This window comes from Enterobacter cloacae complex sp. P27C (assembly GCF_014895705.1).
GTDB classification, from domain to species: Bacteria; Pseudomonadota; Gammaproteobacteria; order Enterobacterales; family Enterobacteriaceae; genus Enterobacter; species Enterobacter bugandensis.
Genome location: NZ_JADBQB010000001.1, coordinates 491,354 through 513,064, shown reverse-complemented (window position 1 = coordinate 513,064; position 21,711 = coordinate 491,354). Strand labels below are relative to the sequence as shown.

The following is a 21,711-nucleotide window of genomic DNA, read 5'->3' as shown; positions in this document are numbered from 1 at the left end:
GTGTTGTCTGGTCAGTCGCGAGACTGTAGCTCGTGAATGTTTTGCTCAAGGCGCGCAATGAGGCTGATGAGCATTTCCAGCTCCGTCGGTGAAACCCCTGAAAGGATTTCACCGCGCGTTTTGGTGATCACCGCTTCCATTTCAGTGATGATAGGCGCCGCTTTCTCCGTCAGCTTAATGCGCTTGGCGCGACGATCGCTGGCGCAGGTTTGCCGGGAGATCAGTCCCTTCTCTTCCAGTTGGTCAAGCGTGCGCACCAGCGACGGTTGCTCAATGCCTATCGCTTTAGCCAGTTGAATTTGCGACTGGTCGGGCGGCAGCTGATGAATGTTGTGCAACGTGACCCAATGCGTCTGCGTCAGTTCCAGAGGTTTCAGGCGATGGTCAATCAGAGCACGCCAGACGCGTACCAACCTTGCCAGATCAGAACCTAATGGCGATTCCAATTTCATCTCCTTATAATTAGCTTGCTAAGTTATTATACTGATTTTAGAATAGTGTGCAGCATTTGTATTGGCAAAACAAATGCAATACTGCATTCATCGGACTCAAAAGTATGACTTACACTGAATTATGATGCTTCTTCATACTCAGACAAGCCAACGCGGCATTCTGTTCACTGCAAAGGATTTCTGCCTGTGATCTTTTTTCATCGCTCAGAAGGTTTACCCCTTCAGGACCTGATCTTCGGTGCGTCAGTCTACTTTCCTCCCCTGTTTAAAGCCGTGCTGGTGGGCTTTGTTCTCTGGCTCATCGCGCATCGCCTGCTTCGCGACTGGATGTACTCCGGCGAAATCTGGCACCCCATGCTGATGGATCTCTCCCTGTTTGCCCTCTCCGTATGCCTGGGCCTTGCTGTTCTGATCGTGTGGTGAATATGCCTCTGAAAACGCTGAAGTACTTTTCCACCCTGTTCGTTCTTGTCCTCGCCCTGGCTGCTGGCTGGTGGTTGTGGAATTATTATATGCAGTCCCCCTGGACCCGTGATGGCAAAGTTCGCGCTGAGCAGGTCAGCATCACCCCCCAGGTCTCGGGAAGTATCACAACGCTGCTGGTTAAGGATAACCAGTACGTTAAAAAGGGAGAGGTGTTATTCCGCATCGACGACACCCCGTATCACATTGCAATTCTGAACGCCCAGGCGCAGCTGGCAAAAGCCCAGTCTGACCTTGCAAAGGCCAATAATGAGGCCAATCGCCGCCGTCACCTGTCGAAAAACTACATCTCCGCGGAAGATTTAGATACCGCCAATATCAACGTCAAGGCCATGCAGGCGAGCGTCAACGTGGCTGAGGCCACGCTGAAGCAGGCGCAGTGGGAATTAACCCAAACCGTGGTCACCGCCCCCGTCGACGGATGGGTGACCAACCTCTCCGCCCGGGTGGGAAATTATGCCACCGCCGGTCAGCCGGTTTTTGCTCTCGTCGACAGCCACTCGTTCTACGTAGTGGGCTATTTCGAGGAGACCAAGCTTCGTCATATACATGAAGGCGCACCCGCCGCCATAACGCTGTATAGTGGCCCACAAAAGTTACAGGGTCACGTTTCCAGCATTGGCCGCGCCATTTACGATCAAAGCGTTGAAACGGATTCCGGGCTGGTGCCGGACATCAAGCCGAACGTACCGTGGGTGCGCCTGGCTCAACGCGTGCCTGTGCGCGTGGAGTTTGACCGTTTACCGGAGGACATCACGCTGGTTTCCGGCACCACCTGCACTGTCTCTATCGGAACCCGTTAATGAACCTGCAGGCGCTCTCCTGGCAAAACACGCCGTGGATGAAAGCGACGCGCCCCCAGTGGCGCTACGCGCTGCGTAACGGCATTGCCATGTGCCTGGCGCTGACTGTCGCCTATTATCTGAACCTGGATGAACCCTACTGGGCGATGACCTCCGCGGCGGTGGTAAGCTTCCCCACCGTTGGCGGGGTGATCAGCAAAAGCCTTGGCCGTATCGCAGGTAGCCTGCTGGGCGCCACCGCGGCGTTAATTATTGCGGGCCACACGCTGAACGATCCGTGGCTGTTCCTGCTGAGCATGGCGGCATGGCTGGGTTGCTGTACCTGGGCCTGCGCCCATTTCACCAATAACGTGGCCTATGCTTTCCAGCTGGCGGGCTATACCGCCGCCATTATCGCCTTCCCGGTCGTCAACGTGCTCGACACCACCGAGCTATGGGATATCGCACAGGCGCGCGTCTGCGAAGTCATTGTCGGGATCCTCTGCGGCGGATTTATGATGATGATCCTGCCCAGCACCTCTGACGGCACTGCGCTTATCACTGCGCTGAAAACCATGCATACCCGGCTGCTGGAACATGCGAGCCTGCTGTGGCAACCGGATACAAGCGATGACATCCGCCTCGCGCATGAAAAGGTTATCGGGCAGATCCTGACCATGAATCTGTTGCGAATTCAGGCGTTCTGGAGCCATTACCGTTTTCGCCGTCAGAACACGCTGCTTAACTATTTGCTGCACCAGCAGCTGCGCATGACCAGCGCTATCTCCAGCCTGCGCCGAATGCTGCTCAACTGGCCGACACCGCCAGAAAACACTCGCGCGGTAATCGAAACCCTGCTCGCGGCGCTCGCGCGACCGGATGCGGACATCTATACCGTCGCGAAGATTATCGCCCCGCTCGCCCCGGTGGATGAGTTTGATTATCGCCATCGCGCCTTCTGGCAGCGGCTGAATTACTTTTGTCGGCTATACCTGCGCAGCAGCCGCTGGATTAAGGCGGTTGAGAATGCTACCCCGGTCACGGAGTTCGCCGTTCCCGGCAGCCCGGCTCTCGCACGTCACACCGATTATCTGGAAGCGCTGTGGAGCGGTTTTCGCACCTTCAGCGCACTGATGCTGGTGGGGGCGTGGAGCATTACCACGCAGTGGGAGTCAGGTTCTGCGGCGTTAACGCTTGCCGCTATCAGCTGCGTGCTTTACTCCGTCGCGGCCTCGCCGTTTAACTCGCTTACGCTGCTGCTGCGAACGCTTGTTTTGCTATCACTGTTCAGTTTTGTGGTGAAGTTTGGCCTGATGGTGCAGATAAGCGATCTCTGGCAGTTTCTGCTGTTCCTGTTTCCGCTGTTAACTACGATGCAGCTCCTTAAGCTGCAAATGCCGAAACTGGCGGGTCTGTGGGGGCAGCTGATTGTCTTTATGGGCTCGTTTATCTCCGTGACGAATCCGCCTGTGTATGATTACGCCGCTTTTCTGAATGACAACCTGGCAAAGATCCTTGGCGTCGGGCTGGCGTGGCTGGCCTTCGCGGTGTTGCGTCCCGGCTCTGACGCACGCAAAAGCCGTCGACATATCCGTGAATTGCGCAGAGGGTTTGTCGACCAGCTCAGCCGCAAGCCGCATCTGCAAGAAAGCGAGTATGAATCGCTGGTTTATCACCACGTTAGCCAGTTAAATAACAGCCAGGACGCGCTGTCCCGACGCTGGCTGCTGCGCTGGGGGGTGGTGCTGTTGAACTGCTCGCACGTGGTCTGGCAGCTTCGCGCATGGGAAACTCGCTCCGATCCGCTGTCGCAGGTACGTGATGTGTGTATCTCTCTGCTACGCGATGTGATGAGCGAGCGCGGCGTTCAGCAGCGGCCTCTGGAGGCCACGCTGGCTGAACTGCAGCGGATCTGCGACACCCTTGCCCGGCATCATCTTCCCGCAGCCCGCGATTTGGCCTCGATAATCTGGCGCCTGCACTGCTCGCTGTCGCAGCTGGAACAGGCGCCCCCGCCAGGAACGATTGGGGATCAGATTACGCCGCAGGCATAGCGCGCCCCGCCGCCGCCAAGCGGTTTAGGCTGATCGGACATGTTATCGCCGCCCACATGGATCATCAGCGCTTTGCCTTTGACCTCATCCAGCTTTTTCAGCCGCGGGGCCACGACCGGATCCGTGGCTTTACCGTCATTGTTTACCACCAGCACCGGCAAGTCGCCCAGGTGTCCCATACCTTCAGGCCCTTCATGTTTACCTGAATTCTGCGGGTCGAGGTGGCCCCCTGCTGCTTCCGCTGCCGACGGTTTACCCTCTTTCATGGCTGGCTGACAGCTCCCTTTGGCATGAACATGGAAGCCGTGTTCGCCCGGCGGGAGTGCTTTAAGATCGGGTGCGAATTCCAGCCCTTTATCGGTCTCGGTGATTTTCACCGTCCCGATGGACTGACCCACACCCTGTGAGGTGACGAGATTCATTTCTACTTCGTCGCTGGCTGCCTGCGCCCCTGCGCAAACAACCAGCGTGACCAATGCCAGAGTAAAACGCTTCATATGACCTCCGCTGGTTATTTTTTGCCCCTTAAGTGTATACCAGGGGCACAGATTTCACCGGAAAGTCACCTTCTTGCGGTTTAAGGCACGTCGTAACCCAGCGCGGCCTTGCGGATGCGGAACCACTGCTGGCGGGTCATCTGCAGCTCTTCGGCGGCCAGCGCGGAACGGACGCGTTCAATTTTCCCGGAGCCAATAATCGGCAGCGGTTTTGACGGCAGACGCAGGATCCAGGAGTAAACCACCTGCTCTATGCTCTGGGCGTTCAGCTCGCGGGCGATGGTTTCCAGCTCATTGCGCAGCGGCTGGAACGCATCATCATTAAACAGGCGTCCACCGCCGAGGCACGACCAGGCCATCGGGCGAATGCGCAGCTGCTGCAGCTGGTCGAGCGTGCCATCCAGCAGCAGCGGCTGATGCACCGGGGAGATCTCAACCTGGTTAGTGGCGAGCGTAAACGGCAGACGAGACTGAAGCAGGGCAAACTGGGCCGGGGTAAAGTTGGAGACGCCGAAGTGACGCACCTTCCCGCTCTGATGCAGACTCAGGAAGGCTTCCGCCACCTCGTCGGCATCCATCAGCGGGTCCGGACGGTGAATCAGCAGCAGGTCGATACGATCGGTTGCCAGATTGACCAGCGACTGCTCGGCGCTCTTGATGATATGGGCGCTGTCGGTGATGTAGTGGCCGAGGGCATGCTCCGGTTTGGCCGTGGTGGCAATACCGCATTTGGTAACGATCTCCATGCGCTCCCGGAGTGCCGGAACCAGCTTGAGCGCCTCGCCAAAGGCGGCTTCACACTGATAGCCACCGTAAATATCCGCATGATCGACGGTTGTTACCCCTAAATCGATATGCTCTTCAATAAAGCTTGCCAGCTGGAGGGGGGACATATTCCAGTCCATCAGGCGCCAGTAGCCCATCACAAAACGGGAGAATTCTGGCCCCTGGGGGGCAAGGGTAATACGCTGAACCATAACATTTTCCTCAAGGACGTGATGTCATGAGTATACGCAATTACCGCATTAAAACAGTGAAGGTTGCTGGGGTTCTTCGGTCTCAGAGGCTTTGTTTGCGCGGATTTTGCGCAGAAGTCGCTGTCTGCAGAGGCGCAGCACCTCCTGCTTTTGCGTGTCGCTGAAGTTTTGCCAGTTAAAACGCTCGTCACGGGTACGCATGCACCCGCGGCAATAACCGCGTTCATCGGACTGACAAATCCCCCGGCACGGGCTCTGGATGGGGAAAAACTCCAGTTGCTCTGCCACACTCACCTCCGGTTAACCTCTCTCACCTACAGTGAAGACGCTAAAAGCGCCGCGTGCAAGGGCTTTACCACAGTTTTGTGGCATTAAGGTTTCACTAATCTTCCCTCTTTATACTCGCCACATCATGACAATGACAGGTTTTACGATCGATGTGGTTAAGTAAAAAGTTACAATGTAACGACATAAAATTTACTCTGGGCTGTGCACTCTTTTTTACTCTGCTTAACGGGCTGTTTATCCAGCGCAGCTGGGCCATTATTGCCCCTGCGCATCTGCACGATATTCTCTTCGCCGCATCCGTACCGGTGGTGCTGTTTTGTGGCTGGGTCATTGTATTTAGCCTGCTCAATATCCCGTATATCCGTAAGCCGCTGCTGATCGTCTTAACTGTCGGGTGCGCTGCGGCAACTTACTTTATGTTTACCTACGGCGCGGTCATCGATCAGAACATGATTGTGAACGTGTTCGAAACTAACTCCCAGGAAGCCACCGCGCTGGTGACCCCGCAGATGATTCTGTGGATTGTCATAGCCGGTCTTGTTCCATCCCTGATGCTGGCGCTGACCCGCATTCGTACCGGCAAATGGTGGTACGCCCTGCTGACGCGTGTTGCCGCGATGCTCGGTGCCCTGCTGGTGATTATTCTTATCGCCGCGGTGTTTTATAAAGATTACGCGTCGCTGTTCCGCAATAACAAAAGCATCGTCAAAATGGTCACTCCGGCGAACTACGTCAGCGCCGTGGTGAAATACAGCAAGATGCGCTGGTTTGCCGGCGATCAAACGCTGGTGCGGATTGGCGAAGATGCGCACAAAGGCGCGCTGATTACGGGTCAGCAGAAGAAAACCGTTCTGGTGCTGGTCATCGGCGAAGCGTCGCGCGCGGCGAACTACTCCCTCAATGGCTACGGGCGTGAAACCAACCCCGAGCTGAAAAAGCAGGATGTGATTAACTTCCCGCAGGCCTCCTCGTGCGGCACTGAAACCGCCGTATCCGTTCCGTGCATGTTCTCCGGTATGACGCGCAGCAAATACGATGCCGACCTGGCGCACCATCAGGAAGGGCTGCTCGACGTACTCAACCATGCGGGTATCAACCTCCTTTGGCGCGACAACGACGGTGGCTGTAAAGGTGCCTGCGATCGTATTCCCCATACCGACATGACGCAGTGGAAGCTGGATCAGTTCTGCAAAGACCAGTCCTGTATTGATGACGTGAATTTCTACCGCCTGGACAACGTGCTGGACGGTCTGAAGCAGGACACGGTGCTGGTTATCCACCTGATGGGCAGCCACGGCCCGGCGTACTATCGACGTTACCCGGATAATTTCCGTAAATTCACCCCCACCTGCGACACCAACGAAATTCAGGATTGCGACCATCAGGCGCTGATGAACACCTATGACAATACCATCCTGTATACCGACAGCATGGTCAGCAAAACCATTGATGCGCTGAAAGCCCGTCAGGCGAACATGAACACCGCGCTGATTTACCTCTCGGATCACGGGGAATCGCTCGGTGAAAGCGGTATTTATCTGCACGGCACGCCGTACATGCTGGCGCCGGAGCAGCAGACGCACATTCCGTTTATGTTCTGGCTGTCCCCGGACTATGCGAAAAACTTTGGCATCAACGCGCAGTGTTTACGCGACCACGCAGCAAAAAATGCGGTTTCGCAGGACAATTTATTCTCGACCGTGCTGGGCATGATGGACGTTAAATCAAGCGTTTATCAGCAACAGTTGGACATTCTGAATGCGTGTCGCCGGTAACAGCGCTTGCATTAGACCGAACGGTCTATTAGAGTGAATCCATGAGCAGAAATACTGAACACGACACGCGCGAACATCTTCTGGCGACCGGCGAGCGGCTGTGCATGCACCGCGGCTTCACCGGTATGGGGTTGAGCGAGCTATTAAAAACCGCTGAGGTACCGAAAGGGTCGTTCTATCACTACTTTCGGTCCAAAGAGGCCTTTGGCGTGGCGATGCTGGAGCGGCACTATGCTGCTTACCACCAGCGCCTCGCGACCCACTTCGCCACGGGGGAAGGTAACTATCGGGATCGTGTTCTGAACTACTACCAGGAAACGCTGAACCAGTTCTGTCAGCAGGGCATTATCAGCGGATGCCTGACGGTTAAACTCTCTGCCGAAGTGTGCGATCTCTCAGAAGATATGCGCACGGCAATGGATAAAGGCGCCAGCGGCGTTATCGCCCTGCTGGCGCAGGCGCTGGCGAAGGGGCGCGAAGAAAATACGCTCGCCTTCCCCGGGGATCCCTTAACGCAGGCTCAGGTGCTCTACTCCCTCTGGTTAGGCGCCAACCTGCAGGCTAAAATTTCTCGCAGTGCCGTGCCGCTCGAAAGCGCGCTGGCACATGTGATAAGTACGATTACTGCGCCTGGCGCTTAGCAGGCGTTTTTATTTACGTTATTACTAGTCGACTGGTCTACTCAGGAGTCGTTATGTCAGCTGAAAAATTATTTACCCCCTTAAAAGTGGGTGCCGTCACCGCGCCAAACCGCGTGTTTATGGCTCCGCTTACCCGTCTGCGCAGCATTGAGCCGGGTGATATCCCAACCCCACTGATGGGTGAATACTATCGTCAGCGCGCCAGCTCTGGCCTGATCATCACTGAAGCCACGCAGATTTCTGCTCAGGCCAAGGGATATGCGGGTGCGCCGGGGCTGCACAGCCCGGAGCAGATCGCCGCATGGCAGAAAATCACCGCGGGCGTTCACGCTGAAGACGGTCGCATTGCAGTCCAGCTGTGGCATACCGGTCGTATCTCCCACAGCAGCATTCAGCCTGGCGGTCAGGCGCCGGTTTCAGCGTCTGCCCTGAACGCGAACACCCGCACCTCCCTGCGCGATGAAAACGGCAACGCGATCCGCGTCGACACCTCTACGCCACGCGCGCTGGAGCTGGATGAGATCCCGGGTATCGTGAACGATTTCCGTCAGGCCGTTGCTAACGCCCGCGAAGCCGGTTTTGACCTGGTTGAGCTGCACTCCGCGCACGGTTACCTGCTGCACCAGTTCCTGTCACCGTCGTCTAACCATCGCACCGACCAGTACGGCGGCAGCGTCGAAAACCGCGCCCGCCTGGTGCTGGAAGTGGTTGACGCAGTTTGTCAGGAGTGGAGCCCGGACCGTATCGGTATCCGCGTCTCCCCAATCGGTACGTTCCAGAACGTCGACAACGGTCCGAATGAAGAAGCGGACGCGCTGTATCTGATTGAAGAGCTGGCGAAACGCGGCATTGCCTATCTGCACATGTCCGAGCCGGACTGGGCCGGCGGTAAGCCTTATACGGAAGCCTTCCGTCAGAAAGTGCGCGAGCGCTTCCACGGGGTGATCATCGGTGCGGGTGCTTATACCCCTGAGAAAGCCGAAGATCTGATTAATAAAGGGCTGATCGACGCCGTGGCGTTTGGCCGCGACTATATTGCCAACCCGGATCTGGTTGCTCGACTGCAGCAGAAAGCGGCCCTGAACCCGCAGCGTCCTGAGAGCTTCTACGGCGGCGGCGCGGAAGGCTACACCGACTACCCTTCTCTGTAATCTCGCCATTGTTCATTGATAGCGGCGACACTTCGCCGCTATACTAAAACATCGTTTCTGTTCAAAAAAATAGTCTATTCCATTGGTTAATGAGGAAATTATGCGCCTACTTCACACCATGCTGCGCGTTGGCGATCTGCAACGTTCTATCGATTTCTACACTAACGTCCTGGGCATGAAGCTGCTGCGCACCAGCGAAAACCCGGAATACAAATACTCGCTGGCGTTCGTGGGCTACGGCCCGGAAACGGATGAAGCGGTCATTGAACTGACCTACAACTGGGGCGTGGACAGCTATGAACTGGGCACCGCCTACGGTCATATCGCGCTGGAAGTGGACAACGCGGCCGAGGCGTGTGAACGCATTCGCAGCAATGGCGGTAACGTCACGCGCGAAGCCGGCCCGGTAAAAGGCGGCACCACCGTTATTGCCTTTGTAGAAGATCCGGACGGTTACAAGATCGAGCTGATTGAAGCCAAAGACGCGGGTCGCGGTCTGGGCAACTGATCCCTCAGGGCGCAACATGCGCCCGTAGTTTTACTGCATCACCCTGCAAAATTTGCCATAATGCGCACTGCTTTTTCCCCTTGTAAGAGACCCTGATGTCCGATAACGCTCAATTTAGCGGTCTGTGCGACCGTTTTCGTGGTTTTTATCCCGTTGTCATTGATGTAGAAACAGCCGGATTTAACGCTAAAACCGATGCGCTGCTCGAAATTGCCGCCATCACGCTGAAGATGGATGAACAGGGCTGGCTTACACCGGACACCACGCTGCATTTCCACATTGAACCTTTCGAAGGGGCAAACTTACAGCCGGAGGCGCTGGCGTTTAACGGTATCGATCCGCATAACCCGCTGCGTGGTGCAGTCAGTGAATATGATGCGCTGCACGCCATTTTTAAAATGGTGCGTAAAGGCATGAAAGAGAGCAACTGCAGCCGCGCCATCATGGTTGCCCATAACGCCACCTTCGATCACAGCTTTACCATGGCCGCAGCCGAACGCGCGTCGCTCAAACGCAACCCTTTCCACCCGTTCGTGACCTTCGACACCGCCGCGCTAAGCGGCCTGGCGCTGGGACAAACGGTTTTATCCAAAGCCTGCATTACGGCGGGTATACCGTTTGACGGTACCCAGGCGCACTCCGCCTTATACGATACGGAGCGCACCGCAGAGCTGTTCTGTGAGATCGTCAACCGCTGGAAGCGTCTGGGCGGCTGGCCGCTGCCGATGGGCGACAGTGAAGAATAAAAAAAAGCGACCTCTTCAGGTCGCTTTTTTATTAACGCAGAAAATTATTCAGCGTCCGGCTCTTCCGTTTTGTACTTCGCCGCCGTCTCTTTGATCAGCTGCTGCAGTTCGCCGCGCTGATACATCTCAATCAGGATATCGCAGCCGCCCACCAGCTCGCCGTCTACCCACAGCTGCGGGAAGGTCGGCCAGTTAGCGTATTTTGGCAGCTCAGCGCGGATGTCCGGGTTCTGCAGGATATCAACGTAAGCAAAACGCTCACCACAGGCTGACAGCGCCTGAACCGCTTGCGCGGAGAAGCCGCAGCTTGGCAGCTTCGGAGAACCTTTCATATACAGCAGAATCGGGTTTTCAGCGATCTGGCGCTGGATTTTTTCAATAGTGGTGCTCATGTCTTGCTTCCTTTAACTTCTGTTACGGCAGTAGTCTGACATTGTAGCGGGTCAGGCTGGCATCGGAAAATAACATTTTCGTCACGTTTATATATTTTACCCCGACTCCACAAAAGTTGCATTGCAAATGGTGTTTACCCCTTCGCCCGTCAGGGTTTTGCTTAGGGAGTGAACAATTGTGCGTCAGAACGATGAATTTTTTTGCACTTGCTAACGAAACACGTTTTTAGATTGAAAAATGCTATTAACTTCTCGGGTTTTTATGGATTAGAATCGACGGGCTTTGTAAATCACACGCGGGTATTATTGATGACCTGCATATATCAGGGGACTGCCCAGTGGCGCGGATAACTAAAATCTCGATCACGCTCTGTGCTTTACTGTTTACATCACTCACGTTAACGCCAGCGGCAAACGCCTCTCAGCAGGCGCGGCAATCTGCTGTACAAAAAAGCCATCTGGTTAAAGCCACAGAACGTAAGAAAAAAACCAGCAGCAAGAACGACAAGAAAAAAACTACCGCTCAGACTAAACAAACCGCTTCCAGCAAGACGAAAACAAAATCTTCCCGCACTACCCGCACCGCCAAAAATAAAGCTTCGCAGACCGCCGCTAACCTCGTTACAGAAAAATGCATTACCCGTAAAGGCCATAAAGCAAAATGCACGAAGGTAACAAAGCTGGCGGATGTGCATAAAGTGCGTGTGCAAAAAGCGCAAAAAACCGCGATGAATAAACTGATGGGGCAGATTGGCAAACCTTATCGTTGGGGCGGCAGTTCGCCGCGTACCGGTTTCGACTGCAGCGGCCTCGTCTATTACGCCTATAAAGATCTGGTTAAATTCCGTATTCCACGTACCGCCAATGAGATGTATCACCTGCGCGATGCGTCACCGGTTAACCGGGGTGAGCTGGAAAACGGCGACCTGGTCTTCTTCCGCACGCAGGGTCGCGGTACGGCTGACCACGTGGGCGTCTACGTCGGCAACGGGAAATTCATCCAGTCTCCGCGCAGCGGTCAGGACATTCAGATCACCTCGCTCAGCGAAGATTACTGGGTACGTCATTACGTCGGCGCGCGTCGCGTCATGACGCCAAAAACCATTCGTTAATCCCTGCCCTGCCGCATCTGCGGCAGGGTAAGTTCCTCTTTTGCATACCCTTTCAATTTGCTATCCTGTCCTTGTTGTCTGTAGGGTTATTGGCAACACAAAATACAATAAGGAGAGAAGCAATGTCGTTCGAATTACCTGCACTACCGTATGCAAAAGACGCCCTGGCACCGCACATTTCTGCGGAAACCCTGGAATACCACTACGGCAAGCATCATCAGACGTACGTCACTAACCTGAACAACCTCATCAAGGGCACCGATTTTGAAGGCAAAACGCTGGAAGAGATCGTTCGCAGCTCAGAGGGTGGCGTTTTTAACAACGCGGCTCAGGTGTGGAACCACACTTTCTACTGGCACTGCCTGGCGCCGAATGCCGGTGGCGAACCTGCCGGTGAACTGGCAGCCGCCATCAACGCCGCCTTTGGCAGCTTTGCAGAGTTTAAAGCGAAGTTTACCGATGCCGCCATCAAGAACTTCGGTTCTGGCTGGACGTGGCTGGTAAAAGAGGCGGATGGCAAACTGGCTATCGTGTCCACGTCTAACGCGGGCACCCCGCTGACCACCAGCGCTACGCCGCTGATGACCGTGGACGTGTGGGAACATGCTTACTACATTGATTACCGCAATGCGCGCCCGAACTACCTGGAGCACTTCTGGGCTCTGGTTAACTGGGACTTTGTCGCGAAGAACTTCGCCGCGTAAGAGACACGCAGAAGGGGTAACCCTTCTGCGTTTTTGCTTATTCAGCCGTGCAAACCGCTTCAGGCTGTTTACGGCCGGACATCATCACCAGCAGCAGGCCGAGCGCGGCAATAATCGCCCCCATCACCGGCACAAAACTGTACCCCAGACCGCCTGAAATCACGGCGCCTCCGGCGGCGGCGCCCAGCGCATTGCCGAGGTTGAACGCCCCGATATTCACGGAAGACGAGAGACCCGGCGCCTCATGGGCGACACGCATCACGCGCATCTGCAGCGGCGGCACCACGGCAAAGGTGGCAGCGCCCCAGACAACCATCGCAATCGCCGCGCCGAATTCATTCTGCGCCAGCCACGGGATCGCGACCATAATGACAATCAGCAGGGTTAAAAAGCCCTTCAGCGTGCCGCTCACGGAACGGTCAGCAAATTTCCCGCCGAGATAGTTGCCAATCGAGAAGCCGACGCCAATCAGCACCAGCATCGCGGTAACAAAGAGTGGCGTTGCGTGGGTAATGTCGTGTAAGACCGGCGAAATGTAGGTGTAGAGGGTAAACATCGCTCCTGCCCCCAGCACGGTGGTCAGCAGCGCGGAAAGTACCTGCGGACGCATCAGCACCGACAGCTCTCTGCGTACATCAGGGCGTTCACCCGCACTGCCTTTTGGCAGGGAGAAGAACAACGCCGCCATCGCGACCACGCCCAGTCCGGCCGTCGCCAGGAAGGACATCCGCCAGCCAATGACCTCGCCCAGCCAGGTTGCCGCAGGAACACCGCCGATGTTAGCGATGGTCAGCCCCATAAACATGGTAGCCACGGCGCTGGCCTGCTTGTGTTTTGACACCACGCTTGCGGCCACGACCGAGCCCAGACCAAAGAAGGCACCGTGGTTGAGGCTGGTCAGAATGCGCGACAGCATCAGAGTGGTGTAATCCGGCGAAATGGCCGAAAGCACGTTGCCCAGGGTGAAAATCGCCATCAGGAAAATCAGCGCATTGCGGCGCGCACGGTGTGAAAGCAGAAGCGTCATCAGCGGCGCTCCTACCATCACGCCGATGGCGTAGGCGCTGATTAAAATCCCGGCTGCCGGGATCGAGACGTCCACGCCCCGGGCGATAACGGGCAGTAACCCCATCGGGGAGAATTCAGTGGTGCCAATCCCAAAAGCGCCAATCGCCAGGGCCAGCAGGGGAAAATTGATTTTCATGCGTCAACTCCGGATGCCGTGTCATGTGGTGACACAGAACAAAGAAGCGGAAAGCATGACATCAATCACAAAAAATGAGAAGTTAACAAAATGGCAAAAGATTTTTGCCAGAGAAGTAACAATCGGAGCGTTCGGGAGGGAGAAGGCTCTCCCCCCGCGTAAATCAATGCAGCGCAGCCGTCAGGCCAGCCGCCACAATCAGCGCCAGCACAATAACGGTGGTGAACAGCGAAAACTTCAGATCGGAACTCATCAATTTTTCTCCTTTTAATCCCCCCACGAAAAGTGAGCTTGCTCATTTTTGCACAGTTTACGTCAAAAATCTTCCTGGATTTAAGCTGATAAACACTTTACCTCTTCCCCTTTTCATCAAGATAGGCCAAAATTCCACGCTAAATTTATTAGCGTACCGGCCATTGACCCCCTCCTGACGTCCCGTGTCGTTTTCCCGGCGTGCCGCAATTCAAAATTGCGTGATAAGGGTGAGAGAAGGCAAACGTTTACCTTCAAGTTTTTCAGGAGTTTAGGATATGGTCTGGAGTGACATTTAATGGCAACAATTAAAGACGTAGCAAAACGCGCAAACGTTTCCACTACAACCGTATCACATGTAATTAACAAAACCCGTTTTGTGGCGGAAGAGACGCGCAACGCCGTCTGGGCAGCGATCAAAGAGCTGCACTACTCGCCGAGCGCGGTTGCGCGCAGCCTCAAGGTTAATCACACCAAGTCTATTGGTCTGCTGGCGACCAGCAGCGAAGCGGCCTATTTTGCCGAGATCATTGAAGCGGTAGAAAAAAACTGCTTCCAGAAAGGCTATACCCTGATTCTCGGCAACGCCTGGAACAGCATTGAAAAACAGCGCGCCTACCTGTCGATGATGGCGCAAAAGCGCGTGGACGGCCTGCTGGTGATGTGTTCAGAGTACCCGGAATCCGTGCTGTCGATGCTGGAAGAGTATCGCCATATCCCTATGGTGGTGATGGACTGGGGCGAAGCGCGCGCCGACTTCACCGACTCCGTTATCGATAACGCCTTCGAAGGCGGTTACATGGCGGGCCGTTATCTGATCGAACGCGGCCACCGCGAGATTGGCGTGATCCCGGGCCCGCTGGAACGCAACACCGGCGCGGGCCGCCTGGCCGGTTTTATGAAAGCGATGGAAGAAGCGCTAATCACCGTGCCGGAAAACTGGATCGTGCAGGGCGACTTTGAGCCGGAATCAGGCTACCGCGCGATGCAGCAGATCGTCTCCCAGCCGCACCGTCCAACCGCCGTTTTCTGCGGGGGCGATATTATGGCGATGGGTGCCCTCTGTGCGGCCGACGAGCTGGGTCTGCGCGTACCGCAGGACATCTCCGTGATCGGGTATGACAACGTGCGCAACGCGCGCTTCTTCACGCCAGCGTTGACCACCATTCACCAGCCGAAAGATTCACTGGGTGAAACCGCCTTCAATATGCTGCTGGACAGGATCGTCAACAAGCGTGAAGAGTCGCAGTCCATTGAAGTTCACCCTCGCCTCATCGAACGCCGTTCCGTTGCGGATGGCCCGTTCCGCGACTACCGTCGTTAATTTCATTGCGGAGCCAGTCAGTCTGGCTCCCGCAGCCACTCCCGGTTAAGCGTTTCGCTGTCCCCCAGATAGTCCAGCAGCCAGGCCATCGCCGGCGAGACATCATTTTGTTGCCAGGTGAGGCAGCAGGCCGCATCCGGGAACGGATTCTCCAGCGTCAGCTCAACCCACTCACCGGTGTCGATTCGCGGACGTGCAAAATGGGCGGGCACCATGCCTACGCAGAGCCCGGCGCTGAGGCACGTCGCCGACGATCCCCAGTCAGGGGCGACAACCCGCCGCTGGTTGTCCAGCAGCCAGGTAATTCGCTTCGGCAGCGAGCGGGAAGTATCCTCCAGTACCAGCGACGGCCAGCTGCGCAGCGTATCGTTGCTCAGCGGCCCTTCCGTCGCCGCCAGCGGATGATCGCTTGCCACCACGCATTTCCAGCTCAGCATCCCCATATCGCGAAAGGCGTAACGTCCCCCGACCGGGATCGCCTGGGTCGCGCCAATCGCCATCTCTACCCTGCCGTCCGCCAGCGCATCCCAGACGCCGTTGAACACCTCCTGCGAGACCCGCAGTTCTACGTCAGAGAAATGCCGATAAAAATCGACAATCATCTGCCGGGTGCGCTCGGGCTTAACGATGTTATCCACCGCAATGGAAAGGTGCCCCCGCCAGCCGTTCGCGATCTGCTGGCATTGCTCGCGGGTGATCTGCATTTTTTTGATAACAGAACGCCCTTCCTTCAAAAACCATGCCCCTGCGGGCGTTAATTCAACATCACGATGCCGCCGTTCAAACAGCGGTACCGCCAGCCATTCCTCAAGCTGTCGCACCGTATAGCTGATGGCTGAAGGGACGCGGTGCAACTCCTGCGCCGCTCCGCTAAAGCTGCCGTTACGCGCGACAGCATCGACCACTTCAAGAGAATAATCTGACCACATTTTCTGCCTGCAAAAAATTTGAATTCACCCGCCAAATATTAGCGTTTCACAAGCGGCTTTGCACTCCCTACACTCAGCGCCAACATATACCTGCCTCCTCAGGAGAATAAAACAGTGCAACCCAGGAAAGGTTTTTTAGTCTGGCTCGGCGGCTTAAGCGTGCTGGGCTTTTTGGCCACCGATATGTACCTGCCGGCGTTTGCCGCCATGCAGGAAGATTTGCAAACCCCTGCCGCCGCCATCAGCGCCAGCCTGAGCCTGTTCCTGGCCGGTTTTGCCTTCGCGCAGCTGCTCTGGGGACCGCTTTCGGATCGTTTTGGGCGTAAACCGGTGCTGCTGCTGGGGCTGGCCATTTTTGCCGTGGGCTGCCTGGGGATGCTATGGGTTCGCGATGCCACCTGGCTGCTGGTGCTGCGGTTTGTTCAGGCGGTCGGCGTCTGTGCCGCGGCCGTGACCTGGCAGGCGCTGGTCACCGACTACTACCCCGCGAACCGCACTAACCGTATTTTCGCCACCATCATGCCGCTGGTGGGGCTCTCACCGGCCCTCGCCCCGCTGCTGGGAAGCTGGATCCTCGCGCACTTTGACTGGCAGGCCATCTTTGCCACGCTGTTTGCCATTACGCTGGTGCTGATGCTGCCGGCGTTCGCCCTCAAGCCCGCGCATAAAAAAGAGGCGCCCGCAGACGCGAAGCCGATTACCTTCACCTCCCTGCTGAGCGCGAAAGCGTATCGCGGCAACGTTCTGATCTATGCCGCCTGCTCGGCGAGCTTCTTCGCGTGGCTGACCGGCTCGCCGTTTATTCTGCACGATATGGGCTATAGCCCGGCGGCCATTGGCCTGAGCTACGTTCCGCAGACCATCGCGTTCCTGGTGGGCGGGTACGGCTGTCGCGCGGCGCTGCAAAAATGGGAAGGCCAGCAGATGCTGCCGTGGCTGCTGGTGCTCTATGCGCTGAGCGTCATTGGCACCTGGGTCGTTGGCTTTATTCCGGGCGCGGGTCTGGCCGAAATATTGATTCCATTCTGCGTGATGGCCATCGCGAACGGGGCGATCTACCCAATCGTTGTGGCGCAGGCGCTGCGTCCGTTCCCGCAGGCGACAGGCCGCGCGGCTGCGCTGCAGAACACCCTGCAGCTGGGGCTGTGCTTCCTGGCAAGCCTGGTGGTCTCCGCGCTGATTGCCACGCCGCTGCTGACGACAACCAGCGTGATGCTGGCTACCGTTGTGCTGGCCGTCATAGGCTATCGCATGCAGGCTTCCGCTCAGGATGAGAGCACGCAGGTAGAAACCTCGCATGCCTAATCGCGCCAGAAACTATGTTAATTTTCAGTGATTAGGTTGCTAAGAATTTTCTATTGAATCACCAAATTTTGAGGCCTATACTAAATTTGGTTCGATTAAATACGATAAATATTATGTGTTAACGGGAGCCGGAGTGCTCCCGTTTTACCATGGAAGGCATTTCGGCAAGGGTTATCTCCCTTCCTCTGTTCTACGTCGGATACTAGCCTCGCGGTATTTACCGTGAGATTTCTCACAAACCAAAAAAGCGTCTACGCTGTTTTAAGGTTCTGATCACAGTAGGGTGATGGAGAAGCTATGAGTTCATCGTGTATAGAAGAAGTCAGCGTTCCGGACGATAACTGGTCCCGGATCGTCAGTGAACTGTTAGGTCGGGCAGGCATCACTATCAACGGATCATCCCCATCGGATCCTCAGGTTAAACATCCCGATTTTTTTAAACGCGTGTTGCGCGAGGGGTCGCTAGGCCTGGGGGAAAGCTATATGGACGGCTGGTGGGAATGCGAACGGCTGGATACTTTTTTCGCCAGCGTGCTGCGTGCTGGTCTGGAAAAACAGCTCCCCCGTAATCTTAAAGACACCCTGCGTGTCGCCTCTGCCCGTCTCTTTAACCTGCAAAGTAAAAAGCGTGCCTGGATCGTCGGCAAAGAGCATTATGATCTCGGCAACGATCTGTTCAGCCGCATGCTGGACCCCTTCATGCAATACTCCTGCGCCTACTGGAAAGAGGCGTCGACGCTTGAAGAGGCTCAGCAGGCCAAGCTGCGCCTGATTAGCGAGAAATTGCAGTTGCAGCCCGGTATGCGCGTGCTGGATATTGGCTGCGGCTGGGGCGGGCTGGCGTATTTTATGGCGAAGCACTACGGCGTCAGCGTGGTCGGCGTCACCATTTCCGCTGAACAGCAAAAAATGGCGCAGGAGCGGTGCCTGGGGCTTGATGTGGATATCCGCCTGCAGGATTACCGGGACCTGAACGAACAGTTTGACCGGGTCGTTTCCGTGGGCATGTTCGAGCACGTCGGGCCGAAAAATTACGACACCTATTTCGAGGTGGTGGACCGTAATCTGAAACCGGACGGTATTTTCCTGCTGCACACCATCGGCTCTAAGCGGACCGACAATAACGTTGACCCGTGGATCAACAAATACATCTTTCCGAATGGCTGTTTACCGTCCGTACGCCAGATTGCCAACGCCAGCGAATCCCATTTCGTGATGGAAGACTGGCATAACTTCGGCGCGGATTACGACACCACGTTAATGGCGTGGCATGCACGTTTTCAGGAAGCCTGGCCTGAAATTGCGGACAACTATTCTGAACGATTCAAGCGGATGTTTAGCTATTATCTGAATGCCTGCGCGGGGGCGTTTCGCGCGCGAGATATTCAGCTCTGGCAGGTTGTTTTTAGCCGTGGGATTGAACACGGCTTGCGGGTCGCACGCTAGAAAAATAACCCCGGCCAGCCGGGGTTATTTTTTATTCTTCTTCTACAGTTTTAATTATTGCGGCTTCTTTTGCGGCCAGCACGCGCTCAACGGTATCTACAACCGCCTGGGTTTGCGGATCGATTTCGATATTCACGCGATGCCCCAGTTTTTTCGTACCCAGCGTGGTGCGCTGCAGCGTCTCGGGAATTAAATGCACGCAAAAACGCGTCGGAGTAACTTCTCCCACCGTCAGACTAATCCCATCAATGCCAATAAACCCTTTATAGAGGATGTATTTCATTAATGACGGGTCCTGCACTTTAAACCAGATTTGACGGTTATTTTCTGATGTGACGATTTTCGCCACTTCGGCGGTGGTCATGATGTGCCCGGACATCAGATGGCCGCCAATCTCGTCGCTGAACTTCGCCGCGCGCTCAACGTTGACGGTGTCCCCCACCACCAGCTCGCCCAGGTTGGTAATACGCAGCGTCTCTTTCATTAAATCAAAGCTAATCTGGTTGCCATTAATTTCGGTGACGGTCAGGCAGCAGCCGTTATGGGCAACCGAGGCGCCGGTTTCGATGCCGTCGAGCATATATTCCGGCAGCTCTACAACATGAGTACGAAAATTAGGTTTTTCATCAATGGACACCACTTTGGCGGTGCCCTGCACAATACCAGTAAACATGCTTACAACTCCTGTTTTTTCCGGACGGTGGTGACACCGTTTAATCCCACCACAATAACAGTTGGAAAAACAGGTTGCCAGCGGAGCGCATTTTCTGGCGATTTTTTCACTAGATAAATAGCTAAAGCCCGCTACAATAGCTGGCACCCCCCTGCATTTTCTTCTTGCTGCCCGTTTCGGCGGCTTTTTTAGTCTCTCATATAACTACAAAATAAAGGTGTTCACGTGCAGAAGTACATGAATGAAGCGCGCCAGCTATTGGCACTGGCTATACCAGTGATCGTCGCGCAGGTGGCCCAGACCGCAATGGGATTTGTGGATACGGTAATGGCGGGTGGCTACAGCGCCACCGATATGGCGGCCGTTGCCATCGGCACGTCAATCTGGCTGCCGGCCATCCTGTTCGGCCACGGTCTGCTGCTCGCCCTCACCCCGGTTATCGCTCAGCTTAATGGCTCGGGTCGTCGCGAGCGTATTGCCCATCAGGTCCGCCAGGGTTTCTGGCTGGCAGGGTTTGTCTCTGTGCTGATTATGGTCGTGCTCTGGAACGCGGGTCATATCATCCGCGCCATGCATAACATTGACCCGGCGCTGGCAGACAAAGCCGTGGGCTATCTGCGCGCCCTGCTCTGGGGTGCGCCCGGCTACCTCTTTTTCCAGGTCGCCCGTAACCAGTGTGAAGGGCTGGCGAAAACCAAGCCCGGCATGGTGATGGGCTTTATCGGCCTGCTGGTGAATATTCCGGTGAACTACATCTTTATCTACGGCCATTTCGGCATGCCGGAGCTGGGCGGCGTCGGTTGCGGCGTGGCGACGGCCGCCGTTTACTGGGTCATGTTCTTCTCTATGCTTACCTTTGTGAAGCGCGCCCGCTCCATGCGCGATATTCGTAACGAGAACAGATTCAGCACGCCGGACTGGAACATCATGACGCGCCTGGTGCAGCTGGGGCTGCCGATTGCCCTTGCGCTGTTCTTTGAGGTGACCCTGTTTGCCGTGGTCGCCCTGCTGGTCTCCCCGCTGGGCATTGTGGACGTCGCCGGGCACCAGATTGCGCTCAACTTCAGCTCTCTGATGTTTGTTCTGCCCATGTCGCTGGCCGCGGCAGTGACGATCCGCGTGGGCTTCCGCCTGGGGCAAGGCTCGACGCTTGATGCGCAAACCGCCGCGCGCACCGGATTAGGCGTTGGCGTCTGCATGGCCATTTGCACGGCGCTTTTTACCGTGGCGCTGCGCGAGCAAATTGCCCTGCTCTATAACGATAATCCGGAGGTCGTCACGCTGGCATCGCACCTGATGCTGCTGGCCGCGATTTACCAGATTTCTGACTCCATTCAGGTGATTGGCAGCGGCGTATTGCGCGGCTATAAAGACACGCGTTCGATCTTCTTTATTACCTTTATCGCCTACTGGGTGCTGGGTCTGCCTACTGGCTACGTGTTGGCGCTGACCGATCTGGTCGTTGATCGCATGGGGCCGGCCGGATTCTGGATGGGCTTTATCATCGGACTGACGTCGGCGGCGATCATGATGATGATGCGCATGCGCTTCCTGCAGCGCCAGCCGTCAACGGTAATTTTGCAGCGCGCTGCGCGTTAACTACGCAGTAGCCGCCACCCGACGGCTACTTTCTCTTCACTTTGCGCGGTAATACAGCAATCGCGTGAAATCAGAGAGAAAATTGCATTTTCCCTCTTGCCACCTCGGTGCTGTGCCGCTAATATTCGTCCCCGTTGTCACCGACAACACGTTGCGTTCATAGCTCAGTTGGTTAGAGCACCACCTTGACATGGTGGGGGTCGTTGGTTCGAGTCCAATTGAACGCACCATTCTGCGTCCGTAGCTCAGTTGGTTAGAGCACCACCTTGACATGGTGGGGGTCGGTGGTTCGAGTCCACTCGGACGCACCATTTCAGTCCTGAAATGGTGCAAATTCTCTCCTGTTGTCCTGAATTTTCTTAATCTCTTATTTTCTTTATTATTCTCCTGCTACGCTTTTTCTATGGAAAAAACACA

General features: G+C 55.8%; 23 protein-coding genes and 2 tRNA genes. 16 read left to right on the top strand and 9 right to left on the bottom strand.

What is annotated here, in order from left to right; all coding sequences use genetic code 11:
* Window positions 1-11: 11 nt before the first annotated feature.
* Window positions 12-452 carry a transcriptional regulator SlyA gene (slyA, locus tag IM291_RS02570; RefSeq protein ID WP_028012904.1) on the bottom strand — a complete coding sequence of 147 codons (441 nt, stop codon included), beginning with the start codon at window positions 450-452 and terminating at the stop codon, window positions 12-14.
* A gap of 186 nt (window positions 453-638) precedes the next feature.
* On the opposite strand from slyA, the gene IM291_RS02565 reads away from it, so the two are divergent.
* From IM291_RS02565 to IM291_RS02555, 3 genes are read left to right on the top strand one after another with little or no spacing between them, the layout of a single operon-like run.
* Complete coding sequence (locus IM291_RS02565; protein ID WP_028012903.1) at window positions 639-875, top strand: DUF1656 domain-containing protein; 237 nt, start codon at window positions 639-641, stop codon at window positions 873-875.
* A 2-nt stretch (window positions 876-877) separates the two neighbouring features.
* Window positions 878-1,738 (top strand): HlyD family secretion protein, encoded by an 861-nt coding sequence (locus IM291_RS02560; protein ID WP_049000858.1) that lies wholly within the window; start codon window positions 878-880, stop codon window positions 1,736-1,738.
* Window positions 1,738-3,771, top strand: a complete 2,034-nt coding sequence (locus tag IM291_RS02555) for an FUSC family protein (RefSeq protein WP_126326110.1) — start codon at window positions 1,738-1,740, stop codon at window positions 3,769-3,771. Before IM291_RS02560 ends, IM291_RS02555 begins: the two co-directional genes overlap by 1 nt.
* Here IM291_RS02555 and sodC read toward each other — a convergent pair.
* The 3 genes from sodC to IM291_RS02540 all read right to left on the bottom strand — a co-directional run bounded on the left by sodC (window position 3,750) and on the right by IM291_RS02540 (window position 5,533).
* Entirely contained in the window at window positions 3,750-4,268 is a 519-nt protein-coding gene (sodC, locus tag IM291_RS02550; RefSeq protein WP_028012900.1) for a superoxide dismutase [Cu-Zn] SodC, read from the bottom strand. The two genes, IM291_RS02555 and sodC, sit on opposite strands and share 22 nt — an antisense overlap.
* Before the next feature lie 80 nt (window positions 4,269-4,348).
* Window positions 4,349-5,245: an aldo/keto reductase family oxidoreductase gene (locus IM291_RS02545; protein ID WP_192970971.1), complete on the bottom strand. Its 897-nt coding sequence runs from the start codon at window positions 5,243-5,245 to the stop codon at window positions 4,349-4,351.
* Between the two features lie 48 nt (window positions 5,246-5,293).
* Window positions 5,294-5,533, bottom strand: a complete 240-nt coding sequence (locus tag IM291_RS02540) for a DUF1289 domain-containing protein (protein ID WP_045630183.1) — start codon at window positions 5,531-5,533, stop codon at window positions 5,294-5,296.
* Between the two features lie 149 nt (window positions 5,534-5,682).
* Between IM291_RS02540 and eptA the strand changes: the two genes are divergently transcribed.
* The 5 genes from eptA (at window position 5,683) to rnt (ending at window position 10,354) form a co-directional block, all read left to right on the top strand.
* The gene (gene eptA, locus IM291_RS02535) at window positions 5,683-7,308 is read left to right on the top strand and encodes a phosphoethanolamine transferase EptA (RefSeq protein WP_049000852.1); all 1,626 of its coding nucleotides are present in this window, start codon (window positions 5,683-5,685) and stop codon (window positions 7,306-7,308) included.
* A 41-nt stretch (window positions 7,309-7,349) separates the two neighbouring features.
* Window positions 7,350-7,949, top strand: a complete 600-nt coding sequence (locus tag IM291_RS02530; protein ID WP_047368408.1) for a TetR/AcrR family transcriptional regulator — start codon at window positions 7,350-7,352, stop codon at window positions 7,947-7,949.
* Between the two features lie 53 nt (window positions 7,950-8,002).
* Window positions 8,003-9,100: an alkene reductase gene (locus IM291_RS02525; RefSeq protein ID WP_028012895.1), complete on the top strand. Its 1,098-nt coding sequence runs from the start codon at window positions 8,003-8,005 to the stop codon at window positions 9,098-9,100.
* Between the two features lie 100 nt (window positions 9,101-9,200).
* Complete coding sequence (gene gloA / locus IM291_RS02520; RefSeq protein ID WP_013096923.1) at window positions 9,201-9,608, top strand: lactoylglutathione lyase; 408 nt, start codon at window positions 9,201-9,203, stop codon at window positions 9,606-9,608.
* A 95-nt stretch (window positions 9,609-9,703) separates the two neighbouring features.
* Complete coding sequence (gene rnt / locus IM291_RS02515; RefSeq protein ID WP_028012894.1) at window positions 9,704-10,354, top strand: ribonuclease T; 651 nt, start codon at window positions 9,704-9,706, stop codon at window positions 10,352-10,354.
* 44 nt (window positions 10,355-10,398) lie between these two features.
* Here rnt and grxD read toward each other — a convergent pair whose 3' ends face one another.
* Window positions 10,399-10,746: a monothiol glutaredoxin 4 gene (gene grxD, locus IM291_RS02510; RefSeq protein WP_003832760.1), complete on the bottom strand. Its 348-nt coding sequence runs from the start codon at window positions 10,744-10,746 to the stop codon at window positions 10,399-10,401.
* A gap of 338 nt (window positions 10,747-11,084) precedes the next feature.
* Between grxD and IM291_RS02505 the strand changes: the two genes are divergently transcribed.
* Both IM291_RS02505 and sodB read left to right on the top strand, forming a co-directional pair.
* Complete coding sequence (locus tag IM291_RS02505) at window positions 11,085-11,858, top strand: C40 family peptidase (RefSeq protein ID WP_028012893.1); 774 nt, start codon at window positions 11,085-11,087, stop codon at window positions 11,856-11,858.
* A 122-nt stretch (window positions 11,859-11,980) separates the two neighbouring features.
* Window positions 11,981-12,562, top strand: coding sequence for a superoxide dismutase [Fe] (sodB, locus tag IM291_RS02500; protein WP_028012892.1), 582 nt, complete (start codon window positions 11,981-11,983; stop codon window positions 12,560-12,562).
* Between the two features lie 37 nt (window positions 12,563-12,599).
* On the opposite strand, the gene IM291_RS02495 is transcribed toward sodB, so the two are convergent.
* Both IM291_RS02495 and IM291_RS02490 read right to left on the bottom strand, forming a co-directional pair.
* The gene (locus tag IM291_RS02495) at window positions 12,600-13,766 is read right to left on the bottom strand and encodes an MFS transporter (protein WP_192986041.1); all 1,167 of its coding nucleotides are present in this window, start codon (window positions 13,764-13,766) and stop codon (window positions 12,600-12,602) included.
* 163 nt (window positions 13,767-13,929) lie between these two features.
* Window positions 13,930-14,019, bottom strand: coding sequence for a YnhF family membrane protein (locus tag IM291_RS02490; protein WP_020688313.1), 90 nt, complete (start codon window positions 14,017-14,019; stop codon window positions 13,930-13,932).
* Between the two features lie 297 nt (window positions 14,020-14,316).
* Here IM291_RS02490 and purR point away from each other — a divergent pair, with 297 nt between their 5' ends.
* Entirely contained in the window at window positions 14,317-15,342 is a 1,026-nt protein-coding gene (gene purR, locus IM291_RS02485; RefSeq protein ID WP_008500597.1) for an HTH-type transcriptional repressor PurR, read from the top strand.
* Between the two features lie 17 nt (window positions 15,343-15,359).
* On the opposite strand, the gene punR is transcribed toward purR, so the two are convergent.
* On the bottom strand, window positions 15,360-16,271 hold the full coding sequence (punR, locus tag IM291_RS02480) for a DNA-binding transcriptional activator PunR (RefSeq protein WP_192986039.1): 912 nt from the start codon (window positions 16,269-16,271) through the stop codon (window positions 15,360-15,362).
* 114 nt (window positions 16,272-16,385) lie between these two features.
* Here punR and punC point away from each other — a divergent pair, with 114 nt between their 5' ends.
* Entirely contained in the window at window positions 16,386-17,576 is a 1,191-nt protein-coding gene (punC, locus tag IM291_RS02475) for a purine nucleoside transporter PunC (protein ID WP_049000842.1), read from the top strand.
* Window positions 17,577-17,873: 297 nt separating this feature from the next.
* A complete protein-coding gene (cfa, locus tag IM291_RS02470; RefSeq protein WP_028012888.1) occupies window positions 17,874-19,022 on the top strand; it encodes a cyclopropane fatty acyl phospholipid synthase in 1,149 nt (382 codons plus the stop codon).
* A 31-nt stretch (window positions 19,023-19,053) separates the two neighbouring features.
* On the opposite strand, the gene IM291_RS02465 is transcribed toward cfa, so the two are convergent.
* Window positions 19,054-19,695 carry a riboflavin synthase subunit alpha gene (locus IM291_RS02465; protein WP_049000839.1) on the bottom strand — a complete coding sequence of 214 codons (642 nt, stop codon included), beginning with the start codon at window positions 19,693-19,695 and terminating at the stop codon, window positions 19,054-19,056.
* Window positions 19,696-19,920: 225 nt separating this feature from the next.
* On the opposite strand from IM291_RS02465, the gene mdtK reads away from it, so the two are divergent.
* From mdtK to IM291_RS02450, 3 genes are all read left to right on the top strand, one after another.
* Complete coding sequence (gene mdtK / locus IM291_RS02460) at window positions 19,921-21,294, top strand: MdtK family multidrug efflux MATE transporter (protein WP_048956278.1); 1,374 nt, start codon at window positions 19,921-19,923, stop codon at window positions 21,292-21,294.
* A gap of 153 nt (window positions 21,295-21,447) precedes the next feature.
* Window positions 21,448-21,524, top strand: a tRNA-Val gene (locus IM291_RS02455).
* Between the two features lie 4 nt (window positions 21,525-21,528).
* A tRNA-Val gene (locus IM291_RS02450) sits at window positions 21,529-21,605 on the top strand.
* Window positions 21,606-21,711: the final 106 nt, after the last annotated feature.

Coding starts and splice junctions, on each gene's coding strand:
- slyA (WP_028012904.1), bottom strand. CDS start 452: ATGAAATTGGAATCGCCATTAGGTTCTGATCTGGCAAGGTTGGTACGC.
- IM291_RS02560 (WP_049000858.1), top strand. CDS start 878: ATGCCTCTGAAAACGCTGAAGTACTTTTCCACCCTGTTCGTTCTTGTC.
- IM291_RS02555 (WP_126326110.1), top strand. CDS start 1,738: ATGAACCTGCAGGCGCTCTCCTGGCAAAACACGCCGTGGATGAAAGCG.
- sodC (WP_028012900.1), bottom strand. CDS start 4,268: ATGAAGCGTTTTACTCTGGCATTGGTCACGCTGGTTGTTTGCGCAGGG.
- IM291_RS02545 (WP_192970971.1), bottom strand. CDS start 5,245: ATGGTTCAGCGTATTACCCTTGCCCCCCAGGGGCCAGAATTCTCCCGT.
- eptA (WP_049000852.1), top strand. CDS start 5,683: ATGTGGTTAAGTAAAAAGTTACAATGTAACGACATAAAATTTACTCTG.
- IM291_RS02530 (WP_047368408.1), top strand. CDS start 7,350: ATGAGCAGAAATACTGAACACGACACGCGCGAACATCTTCTGGCGACC.
- IM291_RS02525 (WP_028012895.1), top strand. CDS start 8,003: ATGTCAGCTGAAAAATTATTTACCCCCTTAAAAGTGGGTGCCGTCACC.
- gloA (WP_013096923.1), top strand. CDS start 9,201: ATGCGCCTACTTCACACCATGCTGCGCGTTGGCGATCTGCAACGTTCT.
- rnt (WP_028012894.1), top strand. CDS start 9,704: ATGTCCGATAACGCTCAATTTAGCGGTCTGTGCGACCGTTTTCGTGGT.
- grxD (WP_003832760.1), bottom strand. CDS start 10,746: ATGAGCACCACTATTGAAAAAATCCAGCGCCAGATCGCTGAAAACCCG.
- sodB (WP_028012892.1), top strand. CDS start 11,981: ATGTCGTTCGAATTACCTGCACTACCGTATGCAAAAGACGCCCTGGCA.
- IM291_RS02495 (WP_192986041.1), bottom strand. CDS start 13,766: ATGAAAATCAATTTTCCCCTGCTGGCCCTGGCGATTGGCGCTTTTGGG.
- IM291_RS02490 (WP_020688313.1), bottom strand. CDS start 14,019: ATGAGTTCCGATCTGAAGTTTTCGCTGTTCACCACCGTTATTGTGCTG.
- purR (WP_008500597.1), top strand. CDS start 14,317: ATGGCAACAATTAAAGACGTAGCAAAACGCGCAAACGTTTCCACTACA.
- punR (WP_192986039.1), bottom strand. CDS start 16,271: ATGTGGTCAGATTATTCTCTTGAAGTGGTCGATGCTGTCGCGCGTAAC.
- cfa (WP_028012888.1), top strand. CDS start 17,874: ATGAGTTCATCGTGTATAGAAGAAGTCAGCGTTCCGGACGATAACTGG.
- IM291_RS02465 (WP_049000839.1), bottom strand. CDS start 19,695: ATGTTTACTGGTATTGTGCAGGGCACCGCCAAAGTGGTGTCCATTGAT.